The sequence below is a fragment of the Flavobacterium zhairuonense genome, from assembly GCF_004352915.1.
GTDB classification, from domain to species: domain Bacteria; phylum Bacteroidota; class Bacteroidia; order Flavobacteriales; family Flavobacteriaceae; genus Flavobacterium; species Flavobacterium zhairuonense.
Window position 1 is genome coordinate 177,697 of record NZ_SJSY01000076.1, and the last position, 14,016, is coordinate 191,712.

Consider the following 14,016-nt stretch of genomic DNA (forward strand, 5'->3'; position numbering starts at 1 on the left):
GTTTTAAAATATGATGATTTACATCCATACCATTAACACATCGCTTGAGAGCAATAATGAAAATGATGATGATGTAATTGATTTGAAATCATTGTTTGGTTTGTTTTATAATTCTTTGATTCGGTTGCAAATATACTAGTTAATTTCATAAAAAAGCAATTTTTAATATAACTTAACGATAGTTTATTGTTAAATAAAAATTGAAGCGCCATTTTTACTGCCGATTTTCAATTTACTATAACGTTTTCTTAATCTTCTTTAAAAGTCAAGATTACAGTTGTTCCTTCTTCTAGTTCGCTCTCTATTTTTAGCTTGATATCCAGTAATTCAGTAGTTCTTTTCACAATAGACAAACCTAGCCCAGTTCCTTTAATTTCAGGGTGATCAGTCGAATTTGACCTGAAAAACGGATTCATGATAAATTCTAAATCCTCTTTCGCAATTCCGATTCCGTTATCTTTTATTTTGCATATTGTCTTGCCGTTTTGCTTTAGTAGCAAAACCAAAATGCTGCCTCCATTATTTGTATATTTAATTGCGTTTGAGATAATATTTCTTAAAATCGTAATCATCAAAAAAGTATCCGACTGAATATAACAATCGGTACTCGCATCAAATTTCACTTTAATGTTTTTCGCATTTATCTTTTCAGAATTCAATGTAAAAACATCTAAAATCAATGAATTCAAATAAACCGATTCTGTTTTAATATTTTGTTTTTGATTCTCAAAACGCGCCATTACAAGCAACTGATCTACAAGTGCATTCAAATGATCAACTTCATTTATACAATAATTTATTTTTTCTTCATATTCCTTATTATCACGAGGTTTACGAATCAAAACTTCAAGTGTTCCTTTAATTACTGTGAGAGGCGTTCTTAGCTCATGTGAAGCATCTGAAGTAAATTGTTTTTCGCGTTCAATAGCGTCTTCAATTCGGTTCAATAAATTATTTATTGTTTTTGAAAGTGTAAACAATTCGTCACGTGTTTTTGGCAACGGAATCCTCGTTTTTAAATTGTCTTTTGTAATTATTTTAGATGTATTTATAATTGCATTTATTGGTCTAATACTTCGTCCAGCAAAAAACCTCGCAATTAAATAAAGTACTACCAAGATTATTGGAAAAGCAATTAACAAAGTATCCAAAAGGTTTTCCAATACTTTAGCCGAGTCAGAAAGTGACATTGCAATGATCAAATAGCCTACTTTTTTAGACTTTATATGAAGCGGAATTTGAATTTGCCTGATTTTATTGCCCAATAATTTGGTGTCAAACAATTCATAATGATCTTTGCTTTCGTGGTAAACTAATTTTTCGTTTTTTAAATTTGGAGATTTTTCAATTATTTTCTTATTCAAATCCAAAAACTGGACAAAAACAGGATTCACATCAACAGAATTGTGCTCTCGCTCCTCCCATTCTTCGGCATCCATAAAAATCACTTTCTTATTTTCGATTCTGACTTCTTTTAAATGATCGTTAATTTCAATCATCAAATTTTCATCAATATGCTTATAAACAGTAAATTTTACAGTAAAATAAGTGGCTGAAAAAACCACCAATATCAACAAGCCCGTTGTTATGATATAGTTTAAAGCAATTCTGTGCTTAAAAGATAGTTGTTCCATTTACAAATCATTAGCTATATAACCAATTCCACGAATCGTTTTTATATAATCTTCTTCAATTTTTAAATTGAGTTTTTTCCTAATGGCGTTCATAAAAACATCAATCACGCCTGTATCGTACTCAAAATTAATTTCCCAAACATCTTTCAAGATTTGATTTCGGGTACAAACTTTACCTTTATTCTGAATTAAATAGGTCAGCAATTCAAATTCTCTCTGCGTGAGCGCCACTTCTTCATCATCTTTAAGCACAATATGTTTCGACAAATCAATTTTTATGGTGCCAAGCATTAATTCCTGATCTCCTTTTTTATGCCTGAAATGAATTTTAATGCGCTCTACAAGCTCTTCAAAACTAAAAGGCTTCTTGATATAATCATTTGCACCAGCTTTTAAACCTGCAATCGTTTCCTGCACAGTATCTTTTGCAGTCAAGAAAATGATTGGCGTATGCTGATCTTTGATTCTGATCGCTTTACACAAATCCAAACCGTTAATTTTAGGCAACATCCAATCCAACAAGATTAGGTCAAATTGATGCTCTTGAACCAATTCAAATCCTTTTGAGCCGTCATTGGCTGTTGTCACCAAATAACCTTCTTCTTGTAGTCCTTGTTGCAGAAATTGCACAATTCCTAATTCATCTTCAACTATTAAAATATGCATGTATTTACGATTTAGATTTAAAACTGAATCTCCCCTTAGGTTTGTCAAAGATAAAAATTTTCATACTTAGAAGTAGCCTTAATGCTCTATAATAAACCAATTTAATCATCTTAAGACAACATTAAGTTAACGCTAAGCAAGGTAAAAGCATATCTTCATCTGCCATTCATTAATGCAAATTAATTTTGCATAAAATATAATACCATGGTTTTCTATAAAAAGTTTTCACCTTTTTACAATCTCGCAATCTTCTATTTTTTAGTTAGTTTTTTATTGCGAATTGTTCTTTTCTTTCACCCAATAACGCAGAGCTCGTTTACAATCCTTGAAAGTTTAAAGATTTTCAGTTTAGGATTAGTTTCTGATTTTTTTGTTTTTGTATTGGCAAGTGGATTCTTATGGCTTTATTTAATTTTCATTTCCAATGCAAAATACCACAAACCATACGGATACATTATCCTTTTGGGCTTTGTTGCTTTACTTCTATATATTGCCTCTGGAAAAAGCATATTGGATGAATACGGCGGTGCTTTGCCACGAATTGTTTTAATATTTGTTGGAATAAAAACGCTCCTTTTTTCTCTATTGCTTTTTCTTCCAAAATGGAGAGACAAAATCAGATACTGGTTATTTGCTTTTGTTATTTTCCTTTACGTTCTATTGATTCTTCAAAATGGATTGAGCGAATATTTCTTTTGGAATGAATTTGGAGTAAAATACAATTTCATTGCTGTCAATTATTTGATTTACACAAATGAGGTAATCGGGAATATCATGCAGTCTTATCCTGTTGTTCCTATTTTTTCTGTTCTTTTTATAATAACTGCCACAATTACTTATTTTATATTAAAAAAATCCAAAAACTATCTTGAAGAAATCCCTAATCTAAATGAAAAATTAAAAATTTCGGGAATCTACTTAGGTCTGTTTTTTATCTCTTTATTTGCAGTTCCAACGATGTCAAAAACTGAAAACTCTAAAAATGTTTTTGTCAATGAATTGCAATCAAACGGAATATATAAGTTTTACTTGGCTTTCCAAAACAACAAATTAGACTATTTCAAGTTTTACAAAACGTTGCCGAACGATCAGGCATTTGCTAATTTAAAGGTAAATTTTCCGAATATCTCAGGCGACAATACAGCCAGAAAAATTTCTAGCGATTCTCTTGAAACTCACAAAAATGTTGTTTTAATCACAATTGAAAGTTACAGTGCCGATTTTATGAAAGCTTATGGAAATAAGCAAAACATTACTCCTTTCCTAGATAGTTTAGCGCAAAAAAGCTTGCAGTTTACCAATTTGTACGCTGCAGGAAACAGAACTGTTCGCGGTCTTGAAGCAGTGACTTTGTGCTTGCCTCCAACTGCTGGCGAAAGTGTTGTGAAGCGCGAAGACAACAAAAACAAGTTTTCAACTGGATCTGTTTTTAAAGCAAAAGGCTATAATGTAAAATTCATGTATGGAGGCGATGCTTTTTTTGACAACATGAGAGATTTTTATTCCGGGAATGGCTATCAAATTGTAGACAAATCAAGCTTTTCGCCAGAAGAAATTACATTTTCAAATGTTTGGGGAGTTTGTGATGAAGATATGTACAATAAAGCAATCAAAGTAATGAACGCCGAAGCAAAGGGAAACAAACCTTTTTTTAATCATATTATGACGGTGAGCAACCATAGACCGTTTACCTATCCAAACAATAAAATTGATATTCCAGGTGATATTAAATCTCGTGAAGGCGGTGTAAAATATACTGATTTTGCACTTCGAAAATTCTTCGAAATGGCAAGCAAACAACCTTGGTTCAACAATACTGTTTTTGTTATTGTGGCCGACCATTGTGCTTCAAGTGCAGGAAAAACGCAACTTCCATTAGACAAATATAGAATTCCGGCCTTTATTTACACTCCAAATAAAAAACCAGCGCAATACAATCAATTGATGTCGCAAATTGATTTAATGCCAACGCTTTTTGGAATGTTGCATTTTGATTATGAAAGCAAATTTTTCGGTCAAGACGTTTTTAAAACCGATTACAAACCGAGAGCTTTCATTGCGACTTATCAAGACTTGGGACTTATAAAAGACAATGTTTTGACTATTTTGTCGCCAAAACAAGTAGTAAAACAATATGCCTTAAAAGTAAAACCAATGGCAGGAGTTGCACCGGATTTTCAAATTATGTACGAAGAAAGTCCATTGAAAACTGAAAGAACCGATTTGGTAAATGATGCCATTTCTTACTATCAATCAGCTTCTTATTTATTAAAAGAAAAGCAATATCAGTTCAATGATTTAAAAGCAAAACACGCCAAGTTGTATGCTGCCGACAAATTATAACAGTCATAAAAACCAAAAAAGAAAGCCTCAAATTCATAAGAACTTGAGGCTTTCTTTTTTACTTGAACTTGATCGAAACTTAATCGTTTTGATTTTTCATTCCGAATAAATCACCTTTTTGGTATAGCTTTAAATCTTCCTGCAAAGCTGGATAATTTCTTTGAGTAATAGCTGGGGCATCTAAAGTACTTAAATCTGGTTTTCCTGCATTTACCCATGCTGTGTACCAAAAACTTGCTGTTGCAGCGATTGCTTTTCTCATTTGAGACTCAACCATTCCATTCAGATCTTTATGCAATTTCTCAGCATATTCTTCAGAGAAAACAGCAGTATTGTATTTTGTTTTCAAAATTTTGCCTTCAGCATCTTTTTTAAACACACCATCTTCTGGAGTTGAAGTTCTCAATTTTTTATCGATATCCAACAACGGTCTAACTAAGCTGTGTGTATCATTAATCATAGCCCAAGTTGCTTTATGAACATCTTCATAATATTGTGCTTCAGGAACATTTAATTTATAGTTTTTTGCGAATAATTCTGGCAATCTGCTTTCCCAAAGTGAATGAATTCCTTTTTGATCGCTTAATTGTCCGTCATGATTCGCTGAAGTATGCAAAGGCATGTGCGCATCTCCGATATAATGACCTAAATCTGCTGCAAGAAACAAAATTTCAGCTCTGTTTTTATCTTTAAAAGCTTTAGTCAATTTTGCCATCATTTCTTCAATGTACCAAGGCAAAATTCCATTATCATTCAAAAATTTAGCATCATATTTTTGTTTCGCTTCTTCTAATGTCTGTGGCAAACTCTCAACAGGTCCAAAATTTTCCATATCAAAATAATGTCTCCCATTTTCTTCTTTATAATTTAAAGCATATTTACGAATGTCTGGAACTGAAGCCTCTTGAGTAATAAAATCAATGTGATTGTAAAAGAATACCTGTACTTGTTTTGGCAAAGCCATTACAGCCGCTTTGTTGATTCTTTCATGGCCTACAATACCCCATGATAAAGTAAAAAAACCAATAATTAAAGCAAATAAGGCAATTAACCTTGGTCTCATTCTGAAGTTTTTCATTTGTTTTTGTTATTTGAGGGGGCAAATCTACACATAATTTAAAGATAATTCAAAGAATACTATTTAAGATTGTACTAATTTAATTTTTTCTCCATTTTAAGCTTTATAAGTGCCATAAGCTTATTTCTGACTCAAATTTTATTTGTAAGTTTGATTTTACAATTTAACAAAATTACTATGCGCCTTACTGCTTTACATCTATTTCTTTTCTTGACTGTAATTTCATTCGCACAAGAAACTGATATCCACCTAAAAAATGTTAGCGATACCATTTTAAACACAAAAAGAACACTAAAAATTGCTGATCCATTTAACGCGGAAACGACAATGCTGCAATTATTTACAGGAAACATATACCATTACGCTGATAAAAATACCTTTATAAGCTGGAAGTGCAAATCTTGCAAACCAGCCGCTTATATAGATGTGAATGGAACAGAAGGCGATCAATTATTTCCTTACACACAAGGCGTTGCAACAAGACTTCTCGAAAATTTCGATTATGCAGATTCAAAAGGAAATCAGTTCAAGCTATTATTCTTTAATCATTCAGAAAATGATGAAGATGGTTTGCAAACAGGACGATTTTTTGGAGGTCTTGTTGGTGTTGCTAAATTTGCCAAAAACGGAACTATTTGGGAAATGAAGTCATTTCAACCCGCAATTGCTGCATTCGGTTCATTTTCTCAAGCACCAAAACCCAAACTTGTTGAAATTGGAGAAAATCAATATGCCTTTACCATTTTACATACCAATGGAGGCGCAGGTGCGCCATACAATGGCTATTTATATCTAATTGCAGGATTTGACGGCAAATATCAACCTTTAATGGAGGTAGATTATTATACGCTTTCAAATAGTATTAGTTCGAACTGGTCAAGCTCTTATACTGTCATTACAGATAACAACAAGAAGTTTTTTAGGGATTTTATAATCAAAACAACTGGTTCCTATAAAAAAGCAAAAAATACAGAAGATGATTTTGAAGTTGATTTGCCGGCAGAACTCGCTACGACAGCCAAAACAAAAAAACAATTTGATTTTGCAATTGAAAGGCGTTTTGAATTTAAAGGGAAATTCTACAAAATGATCGGCAAACCAGTGGTCAAAATTTTTAATGCAAAATGATTTATGCCAAATAAATAACCGAAACTAAGCTCAAAACTGCAATAAAAACCCAAAGAAAAACACCTTGAAGCAAAGGCTTCACTCCTACTGCTTTTAAAGTTGTAAAGTTTAAAGTGGCACCAATCAAGAACAAAGTTATCGTCAATCCAATTTTTGCAACACTTACAATATGTGGCGCAAAATGAGAAATATTTGGAACGTAAGAATTCAACAACATCGCCAAAATAAACAGTCCGATGAAATAAGGAATCTTTATTTTTGTCCCGACGCTTCGGGATTTATTCTTGAAAATCACTGCTGTAATAAGCGAAATCGGAATAATCCATAATGCTCTTGCTAATTTTACAGTTGTTGCTATTTGCAAAGCTTCGGCACCATATTTATTTGCAGCGCCAACAACAGAACTTGTATCATGAATTGCAATAGCGCACCATAACCCAAAATCTTGCTGTGACAAATTCAACTGATGTCCAATAAATGGGAAAACAAACAATGCGATAGAATTCAAAATAAAAATAACGCCCAATGCAATCGAAGTCTGATTTTCATTTGATTTAATTACTGGCGAGATCGCCGCAATTGCGCTTCCTCCGCAAATTGCTGTGCCACATGAAATTAAGTGAGATGTTTTTTTCTCGGTTTTCAGCCATTTTCCCAAAAGAAAACCAAAAATTAAGGTGCTGAAAATAGAAAATACAGTTAATATAAAACCTTCTTTTCCAGCTGAAAAAGCGCTAGAGGCATTCATTCCGAAACCTAATCCAACAACTGAAAATTGCAATAAAAACGTGATTGCTCTAGCATTAAATTCTGCAAATGGATTTCCGAATACATTTACAAGAACAACACCTAACAACAAAGCAACTGGAGGAGAAATAATCGAAAATAAACACAATAAAACAATTACTGCAAAAAGTACTTGCTGTAATGATTCATTGATTTCAAATAATTGCGATGCTGATTGTTGTTTCGTTTTCAAAATGTGATAATTGATATTTTACTCTGCAAAGGTCAGTTCTTTTTAGGAGAATCACCAATCGCAAATAACAATCTCCTATAACTTCAAGTTATAATGAGATGAAATATTCTGAATAAATAATTCAGATAAAGGGTCGGATTTCCCTAACAAAGTAATAATATAGAAATATCTGTCGATGGTCAAATTTTCAACATCCAAAACCATCAATTCTTTATTTTTCAATTCATTACCAACAGCATGAATAGACATAAAGGCAAAGCAATCAGAATTTAAAAGATACGATTTTATGCTTTCCGTACTTCCTAACTGCATTTCAATCTGCAAATCAGAAAGTTTTAAGTTTATATTTTTCAAAGCAAATTCTATAACTTCAAGTGTTCCTGAGCCACGTTCTCTGGTTATGAATTTCATTGATTTTAAATCGTTTACTGAAACTTCATTTTGCTTCGCTAACGGATTTTTACTGCTGCAAACCAAAACCAGTTCATCTTTTAAAAACGGAATATATTTAATCGACTGATTTTTAGATTGCCCTTCAACAATTCCTATTTCGATTTCTTTGTTGATTAAAGCATTTTCAATTTGCTCTGTATTTCCATTCAGCAAATTGACTTTAATGTCTTTTTGTTTTTGATGAAAACGCGCCAAAACTGGAGAAATAACATATTGGGAAATTGTTGTACTTGCTCCTAAACGCAGCAAACCTTGACGTTCACTGATAAAGGAACTCATTTCAAAATCTATTTCGCGATAAATTTCGAAGATTTCTTTTGTATGTTTTAATAAAATTTCTCCGGCTGGAGTCAAGGCAATTTTAGAACCGTTTCGTTCAAAAAGTTTCGTTTTATAGGTTTCTTCGAGCTCCTGAATGTGTTTTGAAACAGCAGGCTGTGTGATATACAATTCGGTTGCCGCTTTAGTAAAGTTAAGGCGGAGCGCAACAGTGTAAAATACTTTTAGCCTAAAATCCATAATTATAAATTTTTAATTCCTAATCCACTTTCCTCTGAACTATTTTTTGCAATAAAATAATTTTAAAACTTACAACAAAAGTTCAGGTCGAAACTCAAAATGCATTGTATCATAATGTTTCCAATTTCCTCCCCAAATAAAGCCGTATTTTTCGAAAATTGAAACTAGCTTGAGCGGAATCTGATTTCTATACGAAAGAGTAGCATCTTCATTTTTACAGTTACAATCCCATTGCCAATAATTAGAATTTTTGATATTAATATCTATTGTCATTCCAAAACTATGCATACTCAATCGGTTTGTCCCTGAAATTTTTCTCCAATTAAATGTGCCTCCAATATCAATAATGTATTTTTTAAACTCTGGATTATTATCTAATTCTGCTGAGAGTTTTTTTATTATTTTATCAATACCATTTACGGTTGTTACTTTTATTTTCTGATTGACTAATTTTGGGCACCAAATAATTTCAGTCATTTTTGATTCAACTTCTGATTTCGAATTTCCGTAGATTTTCTTAAAAAAAGCTTCATTTCGAATTCTTCCTGGATCGTCCTTTGGAATTAAATTCTTATCTGCTTTATTATAAACAAACTTAAACTGATCCTCAATATCAGGACTATCTAATAATTCTTGATCCGTTTTATTTTTAAAATCATCATAAATTAAAGTTGTTTTATCACTAAAAATAATCTTATTGTCTTTATAACCAATGATTTGATCTGGATATGCTTTAATTATTTTTTGAACATTCAATGGGATTTCTTGCGAAAAAGCATTTTGAAATATAAGGACTAAAAAAAAGAATCGTTTCATTTAAAAACGTTTTAATTGTAAGGAACTAAAAGTCCATTCGGGTGTTTTCAGAGAAGTTCCAAAATCAACAGCATACCAAGGACTCAACGAACTATTATTTGGATTTTTCAATATTTGAATTTCCTGTGCCGGCATATAACTTTGCGCCAAAAGCATAATTTTTTGATTGTTTTTGGGATTTACAGCCATATCAACCACAATAACGGCATGACCCGGAAAGCCTCCTTTTATAAAAACATCCCCTATTTTTATGTCTGAAACATTAATTGGTTTTAGTTCTTTTTCTAGCGAAGCCGTTCCTGCATACATAAAAACCGTCTCTAAGTATTTCCAATAAGTTTCATAAGTGTCAGATGGTTTTGCCGTTTTAATCCAATTGGTTTTGTTGCCTTTAACTGCAATTCTGTAACCTGCAGCCCATTTGCTAAAATCAGCTCGGAAACCATTTGTAAAATTAAAATGTATTTTATCGTACTGTTTTTGACTAAAAAAATAATCTGCTCGTAAACGCATTACGGCATCAGCACATTGATGCAAATCCTGTTTTCCAATGGGCAAATCCACAACCGCTTCATAAACGTTTTTATTTGGTTTTATAGTTCCATCAAAATACAAAACATTTGAACCCAATGGTTTTAATGGAAGATTTCGCAAAAAAAAATCAAACGAAGTTTTAGATTCCTCTTCCCTCACAAATCCCTGAGGCAGTTGAAAACGTTGCTGGATCGTGTTTTCCAAAAGATTGTTTTTGTTGGTAGTATTTGTCTCTGAAAATGAAAAAAAGCAAAAAATTGCCATTAAAATTGCTACGGTAAAAAAGAATTTAACTTTCATAATTTTAGACTTTTATCTTATAATCACAAGATTAAAAAACGCTAGGAATTCAATTATATTTCATCACAACAAAACATTCCGTTGTTAATAAATTCTACCAACATTAAGCTCCTAACGGAGCTAAAACAAATAGCAAACAATCTCGTAGAGATTAAATATTGGTAACCTAAAGCCAACAACATTCTTTATGTCCCGTAGGGACAGCATAAAAACTACAAAAGTCCATTATACTTCCTAACAAACCATTCCGTTGTTAATAAAGCAGTAATCAAGATTAACAACCAAACCCAGTCAATTATTGGTGTTTTTGTTGAAACATTTTTCTCGATTGATTTGTATTCTTTATTTTCTAAAAGCGTGTTAATTAAATCATCTACCTGATTTTCGAAGAATGCTTTTCCATTAGTTTGTAAAGCTAATTGTTTCAGTTTTAAAACGTCAGGATTTACAAATTGTTTTTCAATATCAAAATCTAAAATTTCAAAATGACTTGAATACGAAGTATTTGAATTTAATTCCTTTACCGTAAAATTGTATTTTCCGGCAGTTAATCCGTCTAGATTTACAGAATAAGAATTATTTCCTTTTAATAAATCGTAGTTTTTATTTTGCTTCGTTTCTGTATTTGTAACCGAAATTGTCAATCTTGCTTTTTCGTCAAATTCGTAGTTTTTATTAAAATATTGCGCATTAATTACAAGTTCATCTCCAGAATTATAAAAACTTTCATGTGTTACTACCAAAGATTTTTTTGAAGCTGAAGTCGCTAAAAACTGAATTATCTTATCTATAAAAACATCATATTTTTCAAAAGATTGATTGTCGATATGACTCTGCAAACGCCATTTCCAGCTGTTTTCTCCTAAAAGAAAAGCCGTTCTTTTTCCTTGATTTTCGGCGAAAGCCAATAAAGGCGCATTTGTAGAAACATTTCTAATTCTTGAAGAAAGCAAAACTGAAACATTTCCGTTAGTTGTAATTGTTCCGAATGCATTTTGTAATGGAGGGAAATTTTCGAAACCTATATTATCAATTGCAAACAGATTAAACTGCGATTGAAATTCGGACAAATAATCCTCAACTTGTCCACTCATTTTAAAAATCAGATTGTTTTGTTGCTGATTTAAAAAATTGAAATCGGTATTGTTACCTGTTATGATGAAGGTGTTTCTTCCGGCATTTTTATTGTTATCGAAAACGGCTTTAAAAGAAGCATTCGGTTGATACAAAACCAAAACAGAAGCTTCTTGCAACTTACTGATATCATTTGGTTTAACTAAAATCACTTTACGTTGCGCATTAACTTCAATTGAACGTTTTAAAGCTGCAATATCTGGATGATTTATAGCCGAAACAATTGCGATTGTAGATTTTTGATCAATTATTTCAACAGCAAAATTCTTGATATTATTGTAGCTGTTTTTCTCTTTTACATTTGAAGAAATTGAGGCTCTAAATATTTGAAGTCCCACTTTATCGGCTGGCAAAAGCAAATTTATTGAAGCTGTTTTTTTAGAAGGCGAAAAGGAAACTTTCTCTTTTGCCACAACTGAATTTCCTTGTGAAATGGTAAAATCAGCAGTTGTTGGCTTATCGCCTGAATATTGTAGAAAAACTTCTACCGGAAATTTATTTTTATGAAAAGCGTATTTGTTTACATTTAATTGATTGATTTTTAAATCAAAAAAAGTGGTTGTATCTCCCACAACCAAAGGATAAACTTTATTAGCAGGATCGAATCTATAAACGTAGTCGTTTCCTGTAGTCTGATTTCCATCGGTAATAATTACGGTTGGGAAAGTCAGGTTTTTGTTGATGTTTTTTAGATTTTTGGCAACTTCATCAAGATTAGTTTGCTTTCCTTTAAAATCAAATTTATCCGAAGATTTAAAATCGGCATCAAATTTATACGACTGAATTTCGAACTTTTCCTTTAAAGCAGGGTTTGAAATCAGTTTTTGATACAATTCAACAACTTTTTTATCTGATTTTAAAGCTGTTATTGAACTTGAATTATCAACTGCAATTGCCAAAGGCGTTTTTATAACTTCAAGCGAATTTTTCGAAATTATTGGGTTTATCAATAAAACCAATAATCCAAAAATGGCCAAAAAACGCAAAAAAGCCAAAAACCAAATCAGATTCGATTTGTTTTTGGCTTTAAAAAAATATTGAAAATACGACAACCCACCAGCAATTATTAAAGAAAGCAATAATAAAAAAATCGTGTTTGTAGTCATATATATTTAGTATTCAGTATCAGTTCGCAGTGATCAGATTAAAAATTGCGTTCTGTTTTCAGTGAGTTTAAAAAACTTAGCGCCTCAGAACCTTAGCAACTTAGCATCTTAGGTCAACATTCCTCCGCAAACGTTAAGAACTTGTCCTGTAACGTAAGCACTCATATCTGAAGCTAAGAAAAGACAAGCATTTGCAACGTCTTCTGTAGTTCCTCCACGTTTCAACGGAATTCCGTCTCTCCATCCTTTTACTACATCTTCAGGTAATTTTGCAGTCATTTCAGTTTCAATAAAACCTGGAGCGATTGCGTTGCAACGAATATTACGAGAACCTAATTCAAGTGCTACAGATTTTGTGAAACCAATTGCACCCGCTTTAGAAGCTGCGTAGTTAGTTTGACCAGCGTTTCCAGAAACACCTACAACAGAACTGATATTGATAATAGAACCTGCACGTTGTTTCAAAAATGTTTTTTGGATCGCTTTTGTCATATTGAAAACCGACTTCAAGTTAACATCAATAACTTGGTCAAAATCAGCTTCAGACATACGCATTAATAAGTTGTCTTTTGTAATTCCGGCATTGTTGATCAAAATGTCAACCGTTCCAAAATCAGCCAAAACAGCGTCAACAAAAGCTTGTGCTTCATTGAAATCAGCTGCATTCGATTGGTAACCTTTCGCTTTTACTCCTAAACTATTCAATTCAGCCTCAAGAGCTTCTGCAGATGCAGCAGATGAACTATATGTAAATGCTACGTTTGCGCCGTGTTTAGCAAAAACTTCAGCAATTCCTTTTCCGATTCCACGGCTAGCGCCTGTAATGATTGCTACTTTTCCTTCTAGTAATTTCATATTAAGGTATTCGTTTTTATTTTTTGAAATACAAATATAGATTATTTGGGCGTTTAATAAAATTTGAAGTACAAAAAATGGCATTTAATCTTCTTTTTTTAACCTAAAAAGCAACCCAAAAAATGGATTGCTTTTAGCTCAAAAAAATAAAAACAAAAAATAAAATCTATAAATAATTTTGTCGCGTTAGTAAATACCCGATTGCAAGCAATACAGCCACAATAAACATCCTAAAAATAGCAGCTTGAAATTTTATCGTTCCGTTTTGTTTGTCTTCTTTTCGCTGTTTTGTCAGATTTACAACCATTACAGGAAAAATTACAAGAATAGAGGCATACAAATAATATCTTGTGTATTGCGGATATGATTCTGAAAACGTAAGCAATACTAATCCCCAAAAAAGGAATATAACATTCACCGGTGTTATAATTTTTTTTATCATACTTTAGTAAATATTTTTATTATTTATTA

General features: G+C 32.0%; 13 protein-coding genes. 3 read left to right on the forward strand and 10 right to left on the reverse strand.

Annotated elements, in window-relative coordinates; all coding sequences use genetic code 11:
• Positions 1-10: 10 nt before the first annotated feature.
• Positions 11-139, forward strand: coding sequence for a hypothetical protein (locus EYY60_RS22535; RefSeq protein ID WP_262711229.1), 129 nt, complete (start codon positions 11-13; stop codon positions 137-139).
• Between the two features lie 109 nt (positions 140-248).
• On the opposite strand, the gene EYY60_RS19875 is transcribed toward EYY60_RS22535, so the two are convergent.
• Both EYY60_RS19875 and EYY60_RS19880 read right to left on the reverse strand, forming a co-directional pair.
• Positions 249-1,634 carry a sensor histidine kinase gene (locus tag EYY60_RS19875; protein WP_132991028.1) on the reverse strand — a complete coding sequence of 462 codons (1,386 nt, stop codon included), beginning with the start codon at positions 1,632-1,634 and terminating at the stop codon, positions 249-251.
• Positions 1,635-2,300, reverse strand: a complete 666-nt coding sequence (locus tag EYY60_RS19880; protein WP_132991029.1) for a response regulator transcription factor — start codon at positions 2,298-2,300, stop codon at positions 1,635-1,637.
• Positions 2,301-2,504: 204 nt separating this feature from the next.
• On the opposite strand from EYY60_RS19880, the gene EYY60_RS19885 reads away from it, so the two are divergent.
• Positions 2,505-4,643 (forward strand): LTA synthase family protein, encoded by a 2,139-nt coding sequence (locus EYY60_RS19885; RefSeq protein WP_132991030.1) that lies wholly within the window; start codon positions 2,505-2,507, stop codon positions 4,641-4,643.
• Between the two features lie 79 nt (positions 4,644-4,722).
• Here EYY60_RS19885 and EYY60_RS19890 read toward each other — a convergent pair whose 3' ends face one another.
• Entirely contained in the window at positions 4,723-5,721 is a 999-nt protein-coding gene (locus EYY60_RS19890) for a zinc dependent phospholipase C family protein (protein ID WP_132991031.1), read from the reverse strand.
• A gap of 177 nt (positions 5,722-5,898) precedes the next feature.
• On the opposite strand from EYY60_RS19890, the gene EYY60_RS19895 reads away from it, so the two are divergent.
• The gene (locus EYY60_RS19895) at positions 5,899-6,849 is read left to right on the forward strand and encodes a glycoside hydrolase family 68 protein (protein ID WP_132991032.1); all 951 of its coding nucleotides are present in this window, start codon (positions 5,899-5,901) and stop codon (positions 6,847-6,849) included.
• A gap of 1 nt (position 6,850) precedes the next feature.
• Here EYY60_RS19895 and EYY60_RS19900 read toward each other — a convergent pair whose 3' ends face one another.
• The 7 genes from EYY60_RS19900 to EYY60_RS19930 all read right to left on the reverse strand — a co-directional run bounded on the left by EYY60_RS19900 (position 6,851) and on the right by EYY60_RS19930 (position 13,987).
• On the reverse strand, positions 6,851-7,828 hold the full coding sequence (locus EYY60_RS19900) for a YeiH family protein (protein WP_132991033.1): 978 nt from the start codon (positions 7,826-7,828) through the stop codon (positions 6,851-6,853).
• A 75-nt stretch (positions 7,829-7,903) separates the two neighbouring features.
• Positions 7,904-8,800: a LysR family transcriptional regulator gene (locus EYY60_RS19905; protein ID WP_132991034.1), complete on the reverse strand. Its 897-nt coding sequence runs from the start codon at positions 8,798-8,800 to the stop codon at positions 7,904-7,906.
• 69 nt (positions 8,801-8,869) lie between these two features.
• A complete protein-coding gene (locus EYY60_RS19910) occupies positions 8,870-9,616 on the reverse strand; it encodes a M15 family metallopeptidase (RefSeq protein WP_132991035.1) in 747 nt (248 codons plus the stop codon).
• Positions 9,617-10,450 carry a DUF4846 domain-containing protein gene (locus tag EYY60_RS19915; RefSeq protein ID WP_132991036.1) on the reverse strand — a complete coding sequence of 278 codons (834 nt, stop codon included), beginning with the start codon at positions 10,448-10,450 and terminating at the stop codon, positions 9,617-9,619.
• Between the two features lie 212 nt (positions 10,451-10,662).
• Entirely contained in the window at positions 10,663-12,690 is a 2,028-nt protein-coding gene (locus EYY60_RS19920) for a hypothetical protein (RefSeq protein WP_132991037.1), read from the reverse strand.
• A 108-nt stretch (positions 12,691-12,798) separates the two neighbouring features.
• Positions 12,799-13,545, reverse strand: a complete 747-nt coding sequence (gene fabG, locus EYY60_RS19925; RefSeq protein ID WP_026729795.1) for a 3-oxoacyl-[acyl-carrier-protein] reductase — start codon at positions 13,543-13,545, stop codon at positions 12,799-12,801.
• 166 nt (positions 13,546-13,711) lie between these two features.
• Complete coding sequence (locus EYY60_RS19930; protein ID WP_132991038.1) at positions 13,712-13,987, reverse strand: hypothetical protein; 276 nt, start codon at positions 13,985-13,987, stop codon at positions 13,712-13,714.
• Positions 13,988-14,016: the final 29 nt, after the last annotated feature.